The sequence below is a fragment of the Streptomyces sp. NPDC056231 genome (assembly GCF_048270745.1).
Taxonomy (GTDB): domain Bacteria; phylum Actinomycetota; class Actinomycetes; order Streptomycetales; family Streptomycetaceae; genus Streptomyces.
The window spans coordinates 114,290-131,948 of the sequence record NZ_JBLVKW010000006.1 but is presented as its reverse complement, the minus strand read 5'-3'; the positions used below and the strand labels follow the sequence as shown (position 1 = coordinate 131,948).

Below are 17,659 nucleotides of genomic sequence, written 5' to 3'. Positions count from 1 at the left end.
CGCATAGGTCAGCGCGGGGGCGGTGCAACTTGCTGCCGCACCGCCCCGTCGGTCTTCTCAGGCTTCGCGCGCCATCGACGGCTTGGCCGCCGCCTTCTGGCGAGCGTCGCGAACCTTCGCGTCGATGCCTCCGGCGACCTCCTGCTGACGTTCGTCGTCGGAGTGCTGGTAGATCATCGCGGCCCTCTCCGAGGACTGGCCGGCGCGGACCATCGTGTCCTTGAGCGTGGCGCCGGACTGGGTGGACAAGGTGTGTCCGGTGTGGCGGAGGTCGTAGAAGCGGAAGTCCTCCGACAGGCCGACCTTGGCCCGTGCCCTGCGCCACTTGCGGCCGAACGTGGACCGCCGGAAGGGCGCACCCTTCTCGCCGACGAACAGGAGCCCGTTGGGCTCCTTCTCGACGTACCAGTCCAGGTGGCGCTTCACCTCGATGTGCAGGAAGGCCGGGAGGAAGACGGTGCGCCTACCGGCGGTCGACTTCGTGTCGCCTTCGACGCGGCGGCCGGTGGTCAGCTCCGGTGCTGCGTCACTGATCTTCACCGTGAGGGGTTCGAGCGTGCCATCGGGCCGTCGCAGAGCCGCCTGTTCCTCCGGGCGCATCGGCCCGTAGGCACCGAAGTACACCATCAGCCGCCACCTCGGCCCCATGGCATCAGCGAGAGCGTCGACCTGTTCGACGGTGGCCGTCGGGCGTTCCTTGGCCTTCTCGCTGCCGGCGCCCCTGATCCGGCAGGGGTTGCGGCGGATCAGCTCGTCGTCGGTCGCCGTCTCCATGATGGCCTTGAGCAAGCGGTAGGACTTCGCGACTGTCGTGGCGCCAGTCGTGGCCGACGACCCCGACGCCTGCCGCTGGGTCGCCGTCCGCCACGCCGACGACCACATCCACATCGTCGCCACCAAGGTCCGAGGCGACCTCCGCCCACCCCGAAACTGGAACGACTACCTACGCGCCGACAACGAACTCGCCGCCATCGAGAAGGACTACGGCCTGCGCCAAGTCCTGCGCGGTGACCGAACCGCCGCCAAGCGGCCCACCCGTGCCGAACAGGAGAAAGCCCACCGCACCGGCCACCAGACGACGGCGCGCGAACGTCTGCGCGTCACCGTCCGCACCGCGATCTCGGTCGCCACCAGCCCCGAGGAGTTCCTCGGTATCCTCTCCGGCACCGTCGGCGTACTGATCGAGATCCAGCGCTTCCCCTCCGGCGACATACGCGGCTACAAGATCGCCGTCGCAGGCGATACCAACGCCGCTGGCGAACCCGTCTGGTTCTCCGGCTCCAAGCTCGCCCCCGACTTGTCCTTCCCCCAGATCCGCGAGCGGCTGACCGCCACCGAACCGCAGCCGAGCGGTCACAGCAGGCCCAACCCGTGGCACCAGGCCACCGCAGCCGCCGAACGCATCCCCCACCACCTCGACCACAGCGACGACGCAGCCGCCCAGGCACACCTCGCCGCCTTCGGCGAAGCCCTCGACGCCCTACCCCGCCTCGCTCCGAAGGAGATCCAACCCCAACTCCGCCAGGCCGCCATCACGTTCGAGCGCGCCACCCGCTCCCGCATCCAGGCCGGACACCACCACGCCCGCGCCCTGCGCGCGGCCCGTCGTTGCAGACGACCTCTTGGGCGATGGAGACGATCTTGTCTGCATCCCGGGCACTTTTGACGACGTCTCTGTCGGCAACGTCTTGGGCACCGGCGTTCCCGCGCCGGGTGCGCGTGATCGCGGAGGCGTCCAGGTAGGCGATGGTGAGGTGGGGCCCGAGCATCCGGGCGAGTTCGGCCGTCGAGTCGAAGTCGTGCAGCGACTCGATGCTGACGGAGTCGAGGAAGTGATGAGCCTGGCAGAACCGCCGTTGCATCAGTCCTACACCTGGGAAGGAGCGACGTGGAACGTCGGGAGTTCATCCTCGCGTCCAGTGGATACGCCCTGTCCGCGCTCGGTCTGCCCGACATGGACAGCATCACCCGCCGGACCAAGACCGCCCCTCCCGGAGCTGTCCGCGTCGGCCAGGGCGAGGTGGCGGCCGTGCGCCACATGGTGAAGGCCCTCGGCGATTCAGCCTCCGAACTCGGCGGCGGCCGCGCCCGCCACCTGGCCGTCCGCTACCTCACCCAGGACGTAGCCCCCTGGCTGGAGGGCCGCTTCACCGAGGCCACTGGCCACGAGCTGTTCGCCGCGACCTCCCAGCTCGTCCACCTCGCCGGCTGGATGGCCCAGGACGAGGGCGACACCCCCGAACTGCGCGGACTCGCCCAGCGTTACTACGCACACTCGTTCCGCCTGGCCGCCGAGGCCGGCGATCCGGAGCTTTCGGCGACCGCACTGCGGGGGCTGGCCGTGCAGTGCGTCGATCTGGGCTACCGAGCCGAGGCAGTCCAGCTCGGCGAAGCCTGCGTCGAATACGGCCGCCACCTCGACAACCCACGCGCCGTCGCCTACTACGAGGCCACCCTCGCCAACGCCGCCGCCCAGGACGACGACCGCCGTATGGCCACCAAGCACCTCGCCATGTCCGAGACCGCCATCGCCAAGCCGACAGCCGCAGGCGGCGACTCCTGGGCAGCGCATTACTCCCCCGGCCGCTGGGCACACGAATCCGGCATGATCCTCTCCCGCCTCGGCGACCTCGACGCCGCCAAGGAACACCTCCACCTCGCCCTCGACATCCACGGTCTCGACCGCCGCCGCACCCGCGCCATCGTCCTCGCCGACCTCGGCGGCGTCCGCCTACGACAAGGCGACATCGACGGCGCCATGGCCACCTGGCGCGACTTCCTCGACTGCGCCGATGGCATCCGCTCGGTGAAGGTCCAAGCCGCTCTCCAGGACATGCGCGTACATCTCCGCCGATACAGCGGAGTTCCAGAAGCCCAGGAATTGCGTGAGCGGGCGGCACGCGCTGCAGGCTGACCCTCTCCCAGTGGCGTCACTCTCGGCGGTTGCACCCCTTCGGCCATGCCTCCCAGCGGCCCAAGCAGGGCTCCGGTGAGACGGCCGAGCATGAGGCCCTCGGAGCTCCCCGTGGCGCTTTGGCAGACGGCGGTCCTGGGGTGAGATCGGAGGCGCTGCATCTCACCTCCGTTACGGATGTCCCCAATGGAGTGTTCAACCGTGCGCTGGAATAGATCACGGCCCGGTGGCCACCGACAGGATGGCCCTCGTTGCTGAAGGTGGGCCCCACCACGCCACAGCCAGGTAGGAGAGAAGGCCGCCTCTTTCGGGGTCCCCACGAGAGGGCGTGCCACAGCGTGCCAGTAGGGGCGGTAGACAGCGGTCAACAAGGGGGGTCAAGCGGGAATGTTCCCGCAACCCCGGCGCGGCTACAGCGTGGCCCTGCTGTGCCGCGCCACGGGGATCAACCGCTCCACCTACTACTCCTGGCCGGCGGCGGCCGAACGGCAGCTGGCGAAGGACGAGTTGACCGAGGAGATCCGCGAGATCCACGCCTCCTCACGGGGTGCCTACGGTGCCCCGCGCGTGCACGCCGCGCTGCGGCGCAAGGGCTATGCGATCAACCGGAAGAAGGTCGAGCGGATCATGCGCGAGCGCGACATCCGCGGCGTCACCCGCCGCAGGCGCCGCCACCTGACGCAGCAGGACACCAAGGCCGCACCGGCCCCGGACCTGGTCCACCGCGCGACTTCACCGCCACCCGGCCGGGCAAGAAGCTCGTCGGCGACATCACCTATCTGCCGACGATCGAGGGCTGGTGGTATCTCGCGACCGTCATCGACCTGACGACGCGCGAGGTGATCGGGTACGCGATGGCCGAACACCATGAGCAGCATCGAGCAGCACGCCGCTGGGAGCATGCCGCCGATATGCGCAACGCCTTGTCGGCTTCGCGAGAGCCCCTCACCAACATCACCACCGCGCCTGCAGAGCTTCCGGGAGCCGACTTGCTCACCGCAGTCACCCAGTGAGCGGGGCGGCCGCCCCCGCTCGGCCCGCCTCGCCTTCAGTGCCGGTATGGCCGGTTGCCGGCCGGTGATGCCGAGGTCAGCAACGTGATCATCACTGAGCTCAGCGACGCGCTCACGACCCTCGGCGCGGTCGTCTGTACCGTCGGCGCGCGGTCCGACGCGGCGGTCGTGGTCAGCGTTGGCAGGGGTGGTGTACCCGAGTGCCTCACCGACACCCCCCGCAGCGCTGGAGGACCTCTTCTCACGCCCCGACCGCCGAGGGCGATAGGGCACGGGCCGCCCCCACGAACGCCTGGTCTCGTGTGGGTTCGGTGGACCGTCGGCCGGAGTACGGTGAACCCATCGGGATATTTCGAGCGCTCCCACCGCTTGCCGGTATCCCTCTCGGTGAAAGCGAGAGGAACGCAAGCTTTCACAGCAGCAATGCCTCGCCGGAGCAGGAAGACCGGCGGTGGGTCCGGCCGGTTCATCCCTCTGTCCATCGGCAACTCGCCGCGGACAGCACGATAAGGGCGGTGAGGACGCCAACCGTTCCATGACTGGCGGCGGTAGGTGTGGCCCTTCGCCTCACCCCGTGGGCACCTCACCCGCCTGGCAAAGAGGCTGGCATGAGACCTGTAGAACCGATGCCTTCGGCAGGGATGGCCGAGGTCCGTATCGTCGCCGCATCCCCCGAGGCCGCCCGCCGCGTCACAGAAGTTCTGCGGCACTGCTTCCCTGCCACCGAACAGCGCAGCTACCCCGCCGGCCACGATGGCGGGACCCGGCTCCACATCACTGTGGACACCACGCACACGCCCGAGCCCAATGCGACGGCCCCGCCGTGGCTGGTGACCAGCAAGTCAGCCGCGCGTGACCGCGCGCATCCGGACGAGGTCTGAGGGAGCCGGGCCTCAGATAAGCAGCTGCGACAGAGTCGGCTCCTCGCCGGGCATCCCGGCACCCCTCCGCCGCGATAAGCACGGTGCCTTTTCCCCCAGAGGTGGCAGTCATGGCATCGCTAGCCGACCGGAAGGCGTACCGCGAGAAGATCATGCGGGCTCTGTACGAGGCCACTGAAGGCAACCGCCTGCTGGGGATCACCGGGGCGAAGCTGCTCCAGGAACTCGCGATCCCCCAAGAGGATCTGGCGGCCGCCTGCACCTATCTGGTCGGCGAGGGCCTGATCACGGTCGACTGGGCCGCGGGCAATACGCCGCTCATGATCACGCTGACGCACCAAGGCATTCGACGTATGGAGTCTGAAGAGGAAGAGCACGGTTGACGCGGAGCCCGGGCGAGGTCCGAGCTGCCCGGACTACGCGGTGCCAGGTACTCCAGGTGCCGGGGGCTGGGCGCTGGACGCAAAGGGATGCGTCTGGGGCCGGGCAGGCGAGGAAGTCGCGGTCCAGGTCTCGCTTGCGGGACTCGGATGAGACGGCATGAGGACCTGTCCAGGTACGGGAGCGCGTCCCTTTACCGGCGGAGTCCCGGAGGAACAACCCATCCGGCCGTCAGTGCTCGGGCTCCGCAATGGGTATCGGTGAACCATGGCTGGCACCTTCACCACCCGCACGATCAACATCACAACCAGCTCCACGGAGACCCTGCACGACCTCACGAACGCATGCTCCGCGTTCCTCCGAGAGGTCGCTCACGGGCGAAACGGACTGCTGAACATCTTCACCCTCCACGCGACGTCCGGCCTGGCCGTCATCGAGACCGGCGCGGGCAGTGACGATGACCTGTTGGCGGCCCTCCGCGACATTCTTCCCGCGGACGACCGCTGGCAAGACCGCCACGGCAGTCCTGGCCACGGCAGGGCCCACATGCTCCCGGCTCTGGTCCCACCACACGCCACATTGCCCGTAGTCGACGGTGAGCTGGAGCTGGGGACCTCGCAGTCCGTCGTACTGGTGAACACCGACCGGGACAGCCCCGAACGCCAAGTCCGGCTGTCTTTCCTCAGCTGACCACACGACCCACGCGGCCCTGCGGCTGACAGTCCCCTGCTGGCAGCCGGTGCCGTACGAGACCGTCCAGTTTCCCGCACGGGAGGCTCCGTATCGGTCCGGCGGGTCTTACCGCGAGTAAGCTGGAACTACCGAGAGCACTTCGTACACCAGTCTCCGTGCTCGTGTCGCTTTCGGCGATTCACGACACCGGGTTGCGATCGGCCCGGGGCAGGGTCCGCGCCATGACCACGACCATTCGGTATACGCATGCGGTCGAAGGCCGGACCTCTTCGCTGCCCCTCCGACTCATGCTGGCGCCGGCCGGTACCGCTCCGGCTCTGCTCGACGGTGCGTGGTGGCCCCGCTCCCGTGACCTCACGGCAGAACTTCCCGCACTGACGGCGGTCCTCGACCCGCTGTGGGGGCGGATCACCCACGTCACGGTAAACCCCACGTTCTGGCCGGTCATCCCACGGAAGGTGCCCGTCGACGGGCATGTGGTGGGTGTCGGCTGGTTCAAGGCCGAGCAAGATCCCCACAAGCTGCTGCTGCTCTCCTATACAACACCGGCCGTTGGGACCTGCTGGTGATTCCACCGGAGACCATCCCCGCCACAGCCGCCCGGCTCATGACGGAGGCCGCCTATCCGCTGGGCACCCTCACCGCGAGCGCCCTGATGGAGGAAGCGGAGCAACGCCGGATCGCGGAGGAGATGGAGCTGTCCCTGGTTTCGGTCTGGGATTCCGAAGGCGGCCATGGAGCAAGACTGCCGACATCACGTTCCCCCGCCCAAGCAATCGTTGCTCAGGTACCAGATGCGGTGGAAGGTATCTGAGTATCGTGGAAACCTTCGAGAGCGCGGCGTCGATTCCCGTCCCGCGCCGGAAGAATGCCCCGGGCCAACAGCCACCTTCGGTACTCATGCCCCATCCGTGCCCTTCAGAGCGGTCAGCACCGGTCAATAGCGGTACTGAGGCGCCCCCGGATGGCGCCCCCTCAAGGGCATTCCTACAGTTCAGAGCGGTTTATGGGGGCTGAGCGCCAGTGATTCCCAAGCTCAGAGCGCGAGTTCGATTCTCGTCACCCGCTCTTGAACGAAGGCCCTGGTCAGAGACCAGGGCCTTCGTTATTGTCTAGACCTGCCTAAGCGTCTTGCACCACCTCTGCACCACCTGCCCCGAGGTTCCTACCTGCCCGTCGGAGCCGGGGTGGCCTTCAGCGTCTCCCGCATGATGCGCGCGCCTTGCTCGGCCATCTCGTCGATGGGGACGGCGAGTTCATCCGGCGTCACGTCGGTCGTCCAGACGAAACGGCTGCGCCCTTCGGTGTCGGCCAGGACCTGCATCGAGGCGTGATGGTGCTTCGGCGCCATCGAGCCGCCGACCACCGCATAGGCCACCCGGCGGGCCGCATCGTCGATGTCGACGATCAGCTCGTGCACGACCACACCGTTCGCGAAGGTCACGATCCTGGTGTCCGCCTCCATGCGGGTGTCCGTGACGAAGCCCGGCACCAGGCGCTGGTGCACGGCTCCGACCTCGCGCAGGGCCTCCCAGACGTTTTCCGGGGAGTTGTCGATCAGGAATTCCTTGTGGATGTGAGCCATGTGCCCTTACTCCTGTCGGGGGATGTGTCAGGCGCTGGCGATGAGGCAGAACGGATGCCCCTCGGGATCGGTAAGGACGACCCACTGATCCTTGCCGGGCTGGAACTCGGGCCTCGACGCTCCGAGAGCGAGGATCCGGCCCGCCGCCTCCTCCAGGTCGGTGACCGTGAAGTCGAGGTGGGTGTGGCTGGCATCGGCGGGCCAGCCCGGGGCCTGGTAGCCCTCGATGCGTACGAACGCCAGGCCGGGCTGCTCCCCGCCGGCCAGGGAGGCGTAGTCCTCGCCGCTGTCGGTGATCTCCCAGCCGGTGACCTTGCTGTAGAACTCGGCGAGCCGGACCGGGTCACCACAATCGATGGCTACGGTGCTGATCTGCGCGAGAACGGACATGACGGCGACTCCTTGAGCGCGGTACGGGATGACGTGCGACGCCGCTCAGCTTGCTTGCCACGTCCCATCCCGGTCTTGAAGATCCTTGCGGCGGGGCCGATGTCAGACCCCCGGCGTAGCGTCCAAGAGTGCTCACCACCACCGTCCTCGCCACCCGGCCCGACTTCCGCATCACCGCGGCGAGCTGCCGGGACGACCACACCCGCTGGTCACAGACGGAGGTGCGCGAGGACTACCGGGTGGTGCTCGTGCGGCGCGGCCGGTTCCGCAGGCAGGTGGCCGGCGCCCCGGCCGAGGTCGACCCGACGACGGCCTATCTCGGCGTGCCGGGTGAGGAGGAGCGTTTCGCGCATCCGGCCGCCGGGGGCGACGAGTGCACCTCGATCAGCCTGACGCCCACGCTCTGGCGGGCCGTGGCCGGTGAGGACGCCCGCCCGGCTCGGCAGAGCGTGTACGTGGACGCCCGCCTCGACCTGGCCCACCGCCGCGTCCTCGCGTCCGCCCGTACCGGCGACGTGGACCACGCGGTGACCGAGGAACTCCTCGGGCTGCTCTCCGCCACCGTCGGACAGGCCGTTGACGGAGCCGTCCCGTCCGGCGTGCGCCCCGGCCGGGACGAGGGGACGCTCGTCGCTGCGGCCCGGCAGGCGATCGGCGAGGCCCACCCCGCCTCCGAGGGACTGTTGCCGCTCGCGGAGCTCCTCGGCGTCTCGCCCTACCGTCTGAGCCGCGCCTTCACCCGCGTGCTGGGAGTCTCCCTGACCCGCTACCGCAACCGGGTCCGGGTCGGCCGCGCCCTGGACCGTCTGGACGCGGGCGAGGAAAGCCTCGCCACCCTCGCCGCCGACCTGGGCTTCTCCGACCAGGCCCACCTCACCCGGACCATGCGCCACTACCTCGGTCACACACCGACGGCACTGCGGCGGCTCCTCGTTCCGGGGCACCTTGAGGGGGACATAGCCGGGTACCGGGCCCTCGACCAGGGTCCGGCACGTGCCACTACGTGCCAGTAGGGACGTTCTCGTCACCCGCTCTTGAGAGAAGGCCCTGGTCAGAGACCAGGGCCTTGTTTGTTGCCTAGACCTGTTGCGGGCTGCCGCGCGAGCGACCCCAGGCTCTTGCACAAAGTTCAAATACTTTCTTGCACAAAGTTCAAGCCCCGGCTAACTTGTACTTGCACTTAGTTCAAGACATGAGCGCCGAGGCCGGCGCGCCATCCCGAGGGGAACCAGTCGTGAACGTTTTCGTCGCCGCCATGCAGCTGTCCGTCGCCGGTGCCTTCGTCAGCATCCCGGTCGTCCGGGCCCGTTTCGGGGCAACCGCCACCGCCGCCGCACAGGCCGAGCTAAGCCGCCAGGGCGTGCGAACCACCGTGCTGGAGGAGAACGGGATGCGCTTCGACGCCGGCGGCCACGAAACCTGGGCCCCGGTGTCCATCGCCACCGTCCTGGCCGCCACTGCGGCACTGAACCTCATCGGCAACTCCATGGCCGAGTTGTTCAGTTGGATCGTCCTGGGCCTGGTCGTGGCCATCAACTGCGTGATCCTCCACAGCAACCTGACGGCCACCACCTCGGTCCAGGCCGCCTTCGCCCGCAAGGGCGACCCGGAGCTGACCCGCATCGACGTGGCCGCCCTGCTGAAGGCCGCCGAGTCCGGCTTCCCTCGCTGGGTCTGGGTCCTGCAGAACGCCCGCCACGTCATCGTCTTCGGCGCCGCCGCCCTCGCCCTCACCACACTCGCTCTCGCCTGACCCCGCACCGGGCGCCCGGCCGCACCGCGACTGAACCACGGCGACGCACCCAGGCCCCACGCGCACCAGATGCGCACCAGAGAGCGGAGGACAGCGGTCAACAACGGGCGCCCGGCAAGCTCAGCCACCAGACGCCAGAAAGCATTTCCTCTGGTCGGCGGCTGTCTCCAGCCAAGCAGCCCGTGATTCCCAAGCTCAGAGCGCGAGTTCGATTCTCGCCACCCGCTCCTGGAAGAAGGCCCTGGTCTCAGACCAGGGCCTTCTTCGTGCCCAGGTCTCTCGGGGCCCGCGCGCCAATCGCGCGATACACACGCTCTGGCAGTGCGTCAGATTTAGCCCGCCCTGCTCACCGACGCCTCGGCGGTCGAGAAGATCCGGTCCAGGTGGTGACGAAGTACTGCGATGGCCGACTCCGGACTCCGCTGGCCCACGAGGATGCTGGTGCCCATGGTCGCCGTCATGGCGAGCAGGCTGACCGCCTCCGTGCGCGCGGCGATACCGGGATCGGCCAGGCCTGACGCCTGGGCCTGTTCGAGCAGCCCGGTCAGGGCGTTCTCCGCGGCGTCAGGGTTGTCGATGAAGGGCTGAGCGGCCAGCGCCTCGTCGGTCACGGACAGGATCGAGTAGGAGCTGTAGAGGAGGTGCCACCTGGTCGGCTCCTCCTACGGAGGCTGGCTGGTCATCAACCAGGTACACCTCCGCCCCGGCCGGGTCGCCTCCGTCACCGCCCTCGACCCCGGCGGCCTGGAGAAGGTGGGCCTGCGCTTCTTCGTGTGGATCTTCGCCAGCCTGTTCGCGACCTTCGCCCCCAAGGCACTGCGCCCGCGCCTCGCCTCCTGGATGGAACAGCCGGTACTCGTCGTTCCCGAACTGCGCGCGATGATCCAGGCAAGCGTCCGCGCCTTCCGGATACGCCGCCCCGCCCCGCTGCCTCTGTCGGACGAAGAGCTGGGCTCCATCCGGACGCCGTTCTACCCCATCATGGGCAAGCGCAGCCTGCTCGTGCACCCGAGGCGGCAGCTGGAGCGCGTACCGCGTGTCATCCCCGGCGCCCGCGCCGAAATCGTCGCGTCGTGCCTGTCTGCCGGTGCCGGGGGCGGGTCTTGATGTCAGTGCGGGCGCGCCTCACTCACCTCACGGGGAAGCCGAAGGAGTACCCCTGCTGCTTCAGCCAGGGCAGGAGCTCGCGCAGAGCGGCCAAGGTCTGGGAGCGATCTCCTCCCGCGTCGTGGAAGAGGACGGTCGGCCCGTTGGAGATCTCGCTCTTGACGGTGGCAACCATGGTGTCCACACCGGGACGCTCGAAGTCTTTGGAGTCGACGTTCCAGCCCAACGGTCGCATCCCCCGGGACGCGGCGAGCTGTCGGCTGTACGGGGTGAAAGCACCGCCCGGGGCCCGGTAATACTGCGGCCGGACGCCTCCGGACGCCTTGGTGATCATGTGTTCGGCATCCAGGATCTGCTGGGACTGGTATGCCTCGGACTTGCTGTCCATGGCGGTGTCGTGCGAGACCGCGTGGTCGCACAGCCGGTGCCCGGCCGCCACGACCTCTTTGACCAGGTCCGGGTGTGCCTGGGCCTGCGTACCCACCATGCAGAACGTAGCCTTCACACCGTTGTCCTTCAGCAGGTGCAGCACCTGCGGCGTCCAGACCGGGTCCGGTCCGTCGTCGATGGTGATGTTGACGCCCCGGGCGCCGCGGTCCGAGGCGTGCGCAATGTCCGCCGCCACCTTGGTCATGGTCCGGTCCTGAGGCCGGGCGTCCGGCGCTGAGACACGCGCTTGCGGCTGCCGCCCTCCGGCAGTGTCGGCCTGCGCGGTCCACACCGAGGTGGCAGCGGCCGCCGCTGTCACCCCGAGCGCCGCCGCGAGAAGCCGGCCGTGCCATCCCCTTCCCTTGTGCCTTGCCATACCCACCCGCCCCTTTGCTGTCTCCGCCGATGCCGTTCCCCCATGAAGACATACGAATGCCCGCACAAGATCCCTCTGTTACCGATCGCAGACGAATCCGCAGGGCGCCGGCGACAAACGCAGGAGCCCCGCGACAGATGTGGGGGCGATGACTGTCGAGCAGGACTGCAGCCTGGGCTTTCGTCGTACCGACGCGGCATCGCGCTGGAAGGCACCTCCGACACAACCGAGTTGGTGGTCGTCGGTGATGAGGAGCACATCAGGGCAGAGGCGCTGCGCTACGTGGCGGCAGGGGTGGTCTGGGTCGCCTTTCACCCGCGACCGGGCTTGTCGGCGACGGGCTGTGCTGCGTACCACCTCGACCGACTCCGACGCCATCCGAGCAGTCGCCGCGAGCGCGCACCGGTGCGAAGGATTTCGTTACCGCACTGCCCCGCAGCAGAGGCGGAAGCGGTGCCACAAACCTACGATGGATCAAGAAGGCGCCATCAAGTCGAACCGGCGTTCCAGAGGAGGCCGCGATGGTGGAGCACTTTGTCTGGGTGACGACACGCCGCATCAAGCCGGGAGCGCTGGAGGAGTTCGAGAGGGCCTGGCGCCCGGACACGTACCCGCAGGCGCTGCGCCGCGCCTACGCGTACTGGTCCGAGGACGGGCAGGAGATCACCGGGGTGTCGTTCTGGGACACCAAGGAAGCCTGCGACTCCTGGCGGGCATCCGCGGCGGAGACGCAGCGGCGTGAGGCCATGGCCCCGTACATCGTCGAGGAGCGGGAAAACTTCTACCGCGGCCGCGAACTCGGACTCGGGCACGCCTGAAGCCGCTGCGGTCCTTGTGCCCGTGCCCAGGAACGCCGAGGACGGACGGCGCCGGCCTCGCCCGGCCCACGGACACCGACGTCGGCCTCCATCGACCCTCTGGAGGCGACAATGAAAATACGGCCCCGTAAACCGTGAACCGTAAACCTAATTGCGAGGTGGCCGATGAGCACTCTCGAAGAACAGATCGACGTTGATGTTCCGATCGCTCTGGCCTGGGAACGCCTTCACCAGGTGGAGACCTATCCGCGATTCGTCGACGGAGTACGCAAAGCTCGTTCGGAGGACGGGCACCGGGCACAGCTGGACGTCAACGCGGGCGGCCGAGCTCAGAAGTTCGAAGCCGAGATCACCGACCGCGGCAAGGAACACCGGATGGAATGGCAGACCACGAGCGGTCCCGACCTGTCGGGAACCTTCTCACTGCTGCCCATCGACCAGGAGCACACCCGGGTCCAGGCCCGGATCGAGTACGACCCGGGCACCGTCAAGGAGGCGTTCGGCGGCCCGAAGGGATTCGCCCAGGCGACCGCGATCGAACGGCTTGTACGGGACGACCTCGAGCACTTCAAGGAGTTGGTGGAACAGAAGCGGTGAGGCGCCCCCGCCGAGCACGACGGCAGTGCGGTCCACGGCCGCCGTCGGACACTGTCTGTGCCCTTCAGCGCGGCAAACAGCAGTCGACAACGGTGCCCCGTGCACCCGCACACGGGTCGCCCCGACGGCGTCCGGCCCGGTCGGCCCACTCCCGCTCTCCCTGTAGGGACCGTGCGCCGGATCAGTCTCCGGAATCGGGGTGGCGGACCGTGAAACCGATGACGGCGCCGCCGCCGGACCGGTTGTGAGCGAAGACCTCGCCGCCGTGGGCGTGGGCGACCTCCCGCACGATGGCCAGGCCGAGCCCGGAGCCGGGGAGGCTGCGTGCGGTCGGGGCCCGGTAGAAGCGGTCGAAGATCCGGGGCAGATCCGGCACGGGGATGCCGGGGCCGCGGTCGCGCACCTCCACGCGCGGGCCGCTGATCACGGCCTCGATCGGGGCGTCGCCCCCGGGATCGAACTTGGCGGCGTTCTCCAGGAGGTTGGACACCGCGCGTTGCAGGGCGGCGGGCCGGCCCCGTACGACGCCGCTGTCGGCACGTACGACGATCTCACGGCCCGTGCGGCGGCCGACGAGCGCGGCCGCCCGCTGCGCCACGTCGCCGAGCAGGAGGTCCACCGGATCCTCGCCGTCGCGGTGCCCGGCGGCCAGTTCGACCAATTCGTTGACGAGGTCGGTGAGCTCGCGGGTCTCGTCCGCCATGTCCTCAATGAGTTCCGCCCTGGCGTGCGGCGGCAGTTCGCCGAGCCGACGCAGCAGCGAGACGTTGGTACGCAGTGAGGTGAGCGGCGTGCGCAGTTCGTGTCCGGCGTCCTGGACGAGCCGGCGCTGGTCCTCCTCGGATTGTGCGAGGCGGCCGAGCATGTCGTCGAACGCACGGCCCAGACGTCCGACTTCGTCCCCGCCGGTGACCGGTACCTCCACATCGAGCCGTCCGGTCCGTGCCACGTCCTCCGCGATGCCGGTCAGCCGTACCAGTCGTCCGGTGATCCAGCGAGCCAGCCACCAGCCGGCCGAGCCCGCGCCGAGCACGATCACTGCCATGAGTGCGATGGTGCGCCGCTGCAGACTGCGCAACAGGTCCTCGGTGTCGCTGAGTCGCCGGCCGACCTGGACCGCGCCACGGCCGCCGCCCAGGGCCACGGTCGCCACGCGGTAGTGATCGTCGCCGATCCTGGTCTCGTACAGCCGGGTGTGACCCGCCGTGTCATGGGCGGCGGTGGTCCGGTCGGCGGCGGACACCGGCAGGGCGGGGCTGCCCCGGTCCGTGACGCTTCCCTCAGGACCCAGCACCTGGACGTCGGTACGGCTGCTGCGGATCAGGTCGTCGCGCAGTCCGTCATGGTCCGAGTCCTTTCTGGCGAATTCCTTCGCGGTCAGCGGGTGCTGCGTGACCTGGCGGTGCAGATCGTCCACGACGCCCGTGAAGACCCTCTGCTCGTCGAGTCTCACCAGCCGGGCCGCCGCGTCATAGCTGAGGAACCCGGCCAGGATGGTGACGGTCACGGCCATCACCGCGAAGGACACGGCGAGCGCGGTGCGCAGGCTGGCGTACGGTGCGGGCCGGAGGATGCGGCCGGTCCGCCTGCGCCGGGGCAGCATCACGACTCCCTGACGGTATAGCCGACGCCGCGCACCGTGTGGATCAGCTGCGGCTTGCCGGGGAGATCGACCTTGCGCCGGAGATAGCCGATATAGACGGCGAGGTTCTTCGAGCCGGACTCGAAGTCGTAGCCCCAGATGCGGTGGTAGATGGTGCTGTGGTCCAGCACGATCCCCGCGTTCCGGGCCAGCAGCGCCAGCAGGTCGAACTCGGTGCGGGTCAGGTCCAGTTCCCGCTCACCCCGCCAGGCGCGCCGCGCCGCGGGGTCCAGGCGCAGGTCGGCGGCCTCCACCAGCTCGTCCTCGGCCGGACCGGCCGGGTCGGGGACGGTCCTGCGCAGCAGCGCGCGCAACCGGGCGAAGACCTCCCCGACCTCGAAGGGCTTGGCCACGTAGTCGTCCGCGCCCGCGTCGAGCCCGGCGATCCGGTCGGCGATCTCCACCCGCGCGGTCAGCATCAGCACCGGCGTACGGTCGCCCTCGGCGCGCAGCACCCGGCATACGGCCAGGCCGTCGATGCCGGGCATCATCACGTCGAGCACGACCACGTCGGGCCGGTCCTGATGGATGGCCGCCAGCGCCTCGACACCGTCGGGCACAGCCCTGACCCGGTAGCCCTCCAGGGTGAGGGCGCGTTCGAGCGACTTACGGATCGCACGGTCGTCCTCGGCCAGCAGCACAGTGTTCCTCACCCCGCCAGTGTGCACGGCGCCGCACGGCCCCGCCGAGCCTCCCGAGGCCGTGACCGGCACTCTTACCGTCGTCTCACCTTCGTCACGCCGTCGGCTTACCTCGCTGCCCCAGGCTGGCGGCCATGCCTGGAGACCACGTATGAAGATCGCGTTCCTGTTGCACGACGTCTACGGGATCGGCGGGACCATCCGCACCACGCTCAACCTCGCAGCCGCGCTCGCCGACCACCACGACGTGGAGATTGTCTCCATGCGACGGCACCGCGAGCAGCCCCGGTTCGCCATCGACCCGCGCGTCCGGCTGATCCCGCTGGTCGACGTACGGCCGGGCAGCCCGGACCTCGACGATCCGCTGTACGACCGGCCCTCCCGGGTCTTCCCCTCCGCGGAGAACCGCCACCACCAGTACAGCGCCCTCGTCGACGCCCGCGCCGAGGAGTACCTGCGCTACAGCGACGCCTCCGTCCTGATCGGTACCCGGCCCGGCGTGAACGTCTACCTCGCCGAGTTCGGCCCCCGCCGCGCGCTGCGCATCGCCCAGGAACACCTCAGCCACGACGTCCACAGCAAGCGACTGCGCGCCCAGCTCGCCCCCTACTACCGGCGCCTGGATGCGCTCGTCACCATGACCGACGCCGACGCGGCCGTCTACCGCAAGCGGATGCCACTGCCGGGGGTCCGTGTCCTGTCGGTGCCCAACAGCGTCCCCCAGCCCGCCGGACCGCCCTCGGACGGCACGGCCAAGGTCGTCGCCGCGGCCGGCCGACTGGCCCGCGGCAAGCGTTACGACCTGCTCATCGAGGCGTACGCCACCGTCGCCGCCAAGCACCCCGACTGGCGGCTGCGCCTCTACGGCGACGGCCCCGAACGCGGACGCCTCACCCGGCTCATCGCCGATGCCGGACTGCAGGACACCGTCGAACTGATGGGCGTGCGCTCGCCGATCGACCCGGAGTTCGCGCAGGCGTCGATCGTGGCGGTGACCTCGGACGCCGAGTCCTTCGGCATGACGATCGTCGAGGCCATGCGCTGCGGGGTGCCCGTGGTCAGCACGGACTGCCCACTCGGCCCGGCCGAGATCATCCGCCACGGAGCCGACGGCCTGCTTGTCCCGGTGCGGAACGCCGCGGCACTGGCGGAGGCGCTTCTGCGGCTCATCGAGGACGAGTCCGGCCGACGGCGGATGGCCGCGACCGCGCTGGAGAACGCCGCCCGCTTCGACCCGGAGCACATCGCCGGCCGGTATGAGCTGCTCTTCGCAGAACTGGACGCTACACGCGGCGACCGCGCCCGCGCCCGGCAGCGCGCCGTCCTCCGCGCCGGCACGGCGGACGCGCTGCGCCGGGTCGGACTGCTGAAGGCCGCGCGCCGGACGGTCGGGCGCCTGCGTGGACTCGGGTTCGCCCGCACCGCACACTGACCCCACTGTTCCGGCCGCTGCGCGCGCCGGGCGATACGAAGGGGCGTGGCGCTCGCGGCGCCGGTCAGCGGACCGGCCCGGCCGGGTGCCGGCGGGCGCCGGGCCGGGTGGGGCGCGGTCGGGTGGTGAGGGGCGGGTGTCCGGGATCGACGCTCGGGCCGGGGCCGGCGCTCTTGCCGCCATCTCCTCACGGCCGGGACACGCGCGAGGTGCCGGTCGGCGATACGCAGCCGCCTCTGCCGGGACCGGGACGCTGATCCTCGCGGACTCGGGGCAGCGGTCCTCACCGCCGGGTACGGCATACGGCGGCATGTTGATATGTCCAGGCTTGCCGAAATTGCCTGATCTGGCAAAGTTGTCGAAAAGGTGAGAATCGTCACGGCCTCGATGCCGCATGCCTCACCTTCGCTACGGAGGGAGAGCGACCATGACTGACAGTTCCCAGGCGGCTGGCTCAGGGGACACGGAGGTGCAGCATCCCGTCCAGGAGGCGCTGACGCACCCCATGCAGACGATGACGACGGCAATGGAGAAGGTCCCTGGCGCCGAGAGGGCCAAGGGGATCGTCGACGGTGTTCTGGACTCCGTCGGGATCGTCTCGCCCCGGGCGCGGCGTGTCGCGGCGTACACCGGTGCCGGGCTGCTCGGCGTGGCCGGTGTGGTCGAGTGGCCAGTGGTCGCGGCGGGCGCCGCCGTGGTGTGGCTCACGCAGCCACGCCCCAAGGATGTCGCGGCGGCCCGGACAGCCGAGGCCCGCGCCGAAGCATTGCACGCGAAGCGCGCCGCCGGGTCGGCCAAGGCGTCGACCGCCACCGGGAAGTCGAAGACCCGTCCGGGCAAGGCCACGCCGGGGACGGCGAAGACCCGCGCGCCCAAGAAGACGAGCACCTCGGGCACGGCGAAGGCCGGCTCGTCCAAGCGTGCCGCCACGACCACCTCACAGGCCAAGGCAGGTGGGCGGAAGAAGCCCTGACGCCGGCCTTCCACCCGCTCTCATGACCGTTCCA

The 17,659-nt window shown here is 69.4% G+C and carries 17 protein-coding genes and 5 pseudogenes; 15 read left to right on the top strand and 7 right to left on the bottom strand.

Going from position 1 to position 17,659, the window contains the following annotated elements:
• Positions 1-57: 57 nt before the first annotated feature.
• Positions 58-822 (bottom strand): annotated as a pseudogene (locus ACNPQM_RS08040) (tyrosine-type recombinase/integrase); the annotation flags it as partial.
• Here ACNPQM_RS08040 and ACNPQM_RS08035 point away from each other — a divergent pair.
• The 8 genes and pseudogenes from ACNPQM_RS08035 to ACNPQM_RS08000 all read left to right on the top strand — a co-directional run.
• Positions 803-1,618 (top strand): annotated as a pseudogene (locus ACNPQM_RS08035) (mobilization protein); the annotation flags it as partial. The pseudogenes ACNPQM_RS08040 and ACNPQM_RS08035 sit on opposite strands and share 20 nt — an antisense overlap.
• Positions 1,619-1,888: 270 nt before the next feature.
• Entirely contained in the window at positions 1,889-2,914 is a 1,026-nt protein-coding gene (locus ACNPQM_RS08030) for a tetratricopeptide repeat protein (protein ID WP_418083450.1), read from the top strand.
• A 387-nt stretch (positions 2,915-3,301) separates the two neighbouring features.
• Entirely contained in the window at positions 3,302-3,742 is a 441-nt protein-coding gene (locus ACNPQM_RS08025; protein WP_418083449.1) for an IS3 family transposase, read from the top strand.
• A pseudogene (locus tag ACNPQM_RS08020) lies at positions 3,640-3,927 on the top strand (DDE-type integrase/transposase/recombinase); the annotation flags it as partial. The gene ACNPQM_RS08025 and the pseudogene ACNPQM_RS08020, both read left to right, overlap by 103 nt.
• Positions 3,928-4,535: 608 nt before the next feature.
• The gene (locus ACNPQM_RS08015; protein WP_418083448.1) at positions 4,536-4,808 is read left to right on the top strand and encodes a hypothetical protein; all 273 of its coding nucleotides are present in this window, start codon (positions 4,536-4,538) and stop codon (positions 4,806-4,808) included.
• Positions 4,809-4,918: 110 nt separating this feature from the next.
• Positions 4,919-5,191, top strand: coding sequence for a hypothetical protein (locus ACNPQM_RS08010; RefSeq protein WP_329840475.1), 273 nt, complete (start codon positions 4,919-4,921; stop codon positions 5,189-5,191).
• 265 nt (positions 5,192-5,456) lie between these two features.
• Positions 5,457-5,879, top strand: coding sequence for a YjbQ family protein (locus ACNPQM_RS08005; protein WP_418083447.1), 423 nt, complete (start codon positions 5,457-5,459; stop codon positions 5,877-5,879).
• Positions 5,880-6,103: 224 nt separating this feature from the next.
• Positions 6,104-6,696, top strand: a pseudogene (locus tag ACNPQM_RS08000) (DUF5994 family protein).
• A gap of 351 nt (positions 6,697-7,047) precedes the next feature.
• Here ACNPQM_RS08000 and ACNPQM_RS07995 read toward each other — a convergent pair.
• Both ACNPQM_RS07995 and ACNPQM_RS07990 read right to left on the bottom strand, forming a co-directional pair.
• Positions 7,048-7,467: an SRPBCC family protein gene (locus ACNPQM_RS07995; RefSeq protein WP_358856984.1), complete on the bottom strand. Its 420-nt coding sequence runs from the start codon at positions 7,465-7,467 to the stop codon at positions 7,048-7,050.
• Positions 7,468-7,494: 27 nt separating this feature from the next.
• Positions 7,495-7,857, bottom strand: coding sequence for a VOC family protein (locus tag ACNPQM_RS07990; protein ID WP_418083446.1), 363 nt, complete (start codon positions 7,855-7,857; stop codon positions 7,495-7,497).
• Positions 7,858-7,985: 128 nt separating this feature from the next.
• Here ACNPQM_RS07990 and ACNPQM_RS07985 point away from each other — a divergent pair, with 128 nt between their 5' ends.
• Both ACNPQM_RS07985 and ACNPQM_RS07980 read left to right on the top strand, forming a co-directional pair.
• Positions 7,986-8,870 (top strand): helix-turn-helix domain-containing protein, encoded by an 885-nt coding sequence (locus ACNPQM_RS07985; protein ID WP_418083445.1) that lies wholly within the window; start codon positions 7,986-7,988, stop codon positions 8,868-8,870.
• A 221-nt stretch (positions 8,871-9,091) separates the two neighbouring features.
• Complete coding sequence (locus ACNPQM_RS07980) at positions 9,092-9,610, top strand: hypothetical protein (protein ID WP_418083444.1); 519 nt, start codon at positions 9,092-9,094, stop codon at positions 9,608-9,610.
• A 332-nt stretch (positions 9,611-9,942) separates the two neighbouring features.
• Here the strand turns inward: ACNPQM_RS07980 and ACNPQM_RS07975 are convergent, their stop codons facing one another.
• Entirely contained in the window at positions 9,943-10,221 is a 279-nt protein-coding gene (locus ACNPQM_RS07975; RefSeq protein ID WP_418083443.1) for a hypothetical protein, read from the bottom strand.
• Positions 10,222-10,249: 28 nt separating this feature from the next.
• On the opposite strand from ACNPQM_RS07975, the pseudogene ACNPQM_RS07970 reads away from it, so the two are divergent.
• Positions 10,250-10,684, top strand: a pseudogene (locus ACNPQM_RS07970) (alpha/beta fold hydrolase); the annotation flags it as partial.
• 55 nt (positions 10,685-10,739) lie between these two features.
• On the opposite strand, the gene ACNPQM_RS07965 reads toward ACNPQM_RS07970, so the two are convergent.
• Complete coding sequence (locus ACNPQM_RS07965; protein ID WP_418083442.1) at positions 10,740-11,522, bottom strand: polysaccharide deacetylase family protein; 783 nt, start codon at positions 11,520-11,522, stop codon at positions 10,740-10,742.
• 521 nt (positions 11,523-12,043) lie between these two features.
• Between ACNPQM_RS07965 and ACNPQM_RS07960 the strand changes: the two genes are divergently transcribed.
• Positions 12,044-12,340, top strand: a complete 297-nt coding sequence (locus ACNPQM_RS07960; protein WP_418083441.1) for a hypothetical protein — start codon at positions 12,044-12,046, stop codon at positions 12,338-12,340.
• Positions 12,341-12,505: 165 nt separating this feature from the next.
• Positions 12,506-12,937, top strand: coding sequence for an SRPBCC family protein (locus ACNPQM_RS07955; RefSeq protein ID WP_358856976.1), 432 nt, complete (start codon positions 12,506-12,508; stop codon positions 12,935-12,937).
• Positions 12,938-13,118: 181 nt separating this feature from the next.
• Here the strand turns inward: ACNPQM_RS07955 and ACNPQM_RS07950 are convergent, their stop codons facing one another.
• Both ACNPQM_RS07950 and ACNPQM_RS07945 read right to left on the bottom strand, forming a co-directional pair.
• A complete protein-coding gene (locus tag ACNPQM_RS07950; protein WP_418083440.1) occupies positions 13,119-14,540 on the bottom strand; it encodes a HAMP domain-containing sensor histidine kinase in 1,422 nt (473 codons plus the stop codon).
• Complete coding sequence (locus ACNPQM_RS07945; protein ID WP_418083439.1) at positions 14,540-15,232, bottom strand: response regulator transcription factor; 693 nt, start codon at positions 15,230-15,232, stop codon at positions 14,540-14,542. Before ACNPQM_RS07945 ends, ACNPQM_RS07950 begins: the two co-directional genes overlap by 1 nt.
• A gap of 139 nt (positions 15,233-15,371) precedes the next feature.
• Between ACNPQM_RS07945 and ACNPQM_RS07940 the strand changes: the two genes are divergently transcribed.
• Together ACNPQM_RS07940 and ACNPQM_RS07935 are read left to right on the top strand one after the other, a co-directional pair.
• Positions 15,372-16,652, top strand: coding sequence for a glycosyltransferase family 4 protein (locus ACNPQM_RS07940; RefSeq protein ID WP_418083438.1), 1,281 nt, complete (start codon positions 15,372-15,374; stop codon positions 16,650-16,652).
• A gap of 427 nt (positions 16,653-17,079) precedes the next feature.
• Complete coding sequence (locus ACNPQM_RS07935; RefSeq protein WP_418083437.1) at positions 17,080-17,625, top strand: hypothetical protein; 546 nt, start codon at positions 17,080-17,082, stop codon at positions 17,623-17,625.
• Positions 17,626-17,659 lie beyond the last annotated feature (34 nt).

Coding starts and splice junctions, on each gene's coding strand:
- ACNPQM_RS07940 (WP_418083438.1), top strand. CDS start 15,372: ATGAAGATCGCGTTCCTGTTGCACGACGTCTACGGGATCGGCGGGACC.
- ACNPQM_RS07965 (WP_418083442.1), bottom strand. CDS start 11,522: ATGGCAAGGCACAAGGGAAGGGGATGGCACGGCCGGCTTCTCGCGGCG.
- ACNPQM_RS07955 (WP_358856976.1), top strand. CDS start 12,506: ATGAGCACTCTCGAAGAACAGATCGACGTTGATGTTCCGATCGCTCTG.
- ACNPQM_RS07960 (WP_418083441.1), top strand. CDS start 12,044: ATGGTGGAGCACTTTGTCTGGGTGACGACACGCCGCATCAAGCCGGGA.
- ACNPQM_RS07995 (WP_358856984.1), bottom strand. CDS start 7,467: ATGGCTCACATCCACAAGGAATTCCTGATCGACAACTCCCCGGAAAAC.
- ACNPQM_RS08005 (WP_418083447.1), top strand. CDS start 5,457: ATGGCTGGCACCTTCACCACCCGCACGATCAACATCACAACCAGCTCC.
- ACNPQM_RS07990 (WP_418083446.1), bottom strand. CDS start 7,857: ATGTCCGTTCTCGCGCAGATCAGCACCGTAGCCATCGATTGTGGTGAC.
- ACNPQM_RS07935 (WP_418083437.1), top strand. CDS start 17,080: ATGACTGACAGTTCCCAGGCGGCTGGCTCAGGGGACACGGAGGTGCAG.
- ACNPQM_RS08025 (WP_418083449.1), top strand. CDS start 3,302: ATGTTCCCGCAACCCCGGCGCGGCTACAGCGTGGCCCTGCTGTGCCGC.
- ACNPQM_RS08010 (WP_329840475.1), top strand. CDS start 4,919: ATGGCATCGCTAGCCGACCGGAAGGCGTACCGCGAGAAGATCATGCGG.
- ACNPQM_RS07950 (WP_418083440.1), bottom strand. CDS start 14,540: ATGCTGCCCCGGCGCAGGCGGACCGGCCGCATCCTCCGGCCCGCACCG.
- ACNPQM_RS08015 (WP_418083448.1), top strand. CDS start 4,536: ATGAGACCTGTAGAACCGATGCCTTCGGCAGGGATGGCCGAGGTCCGT.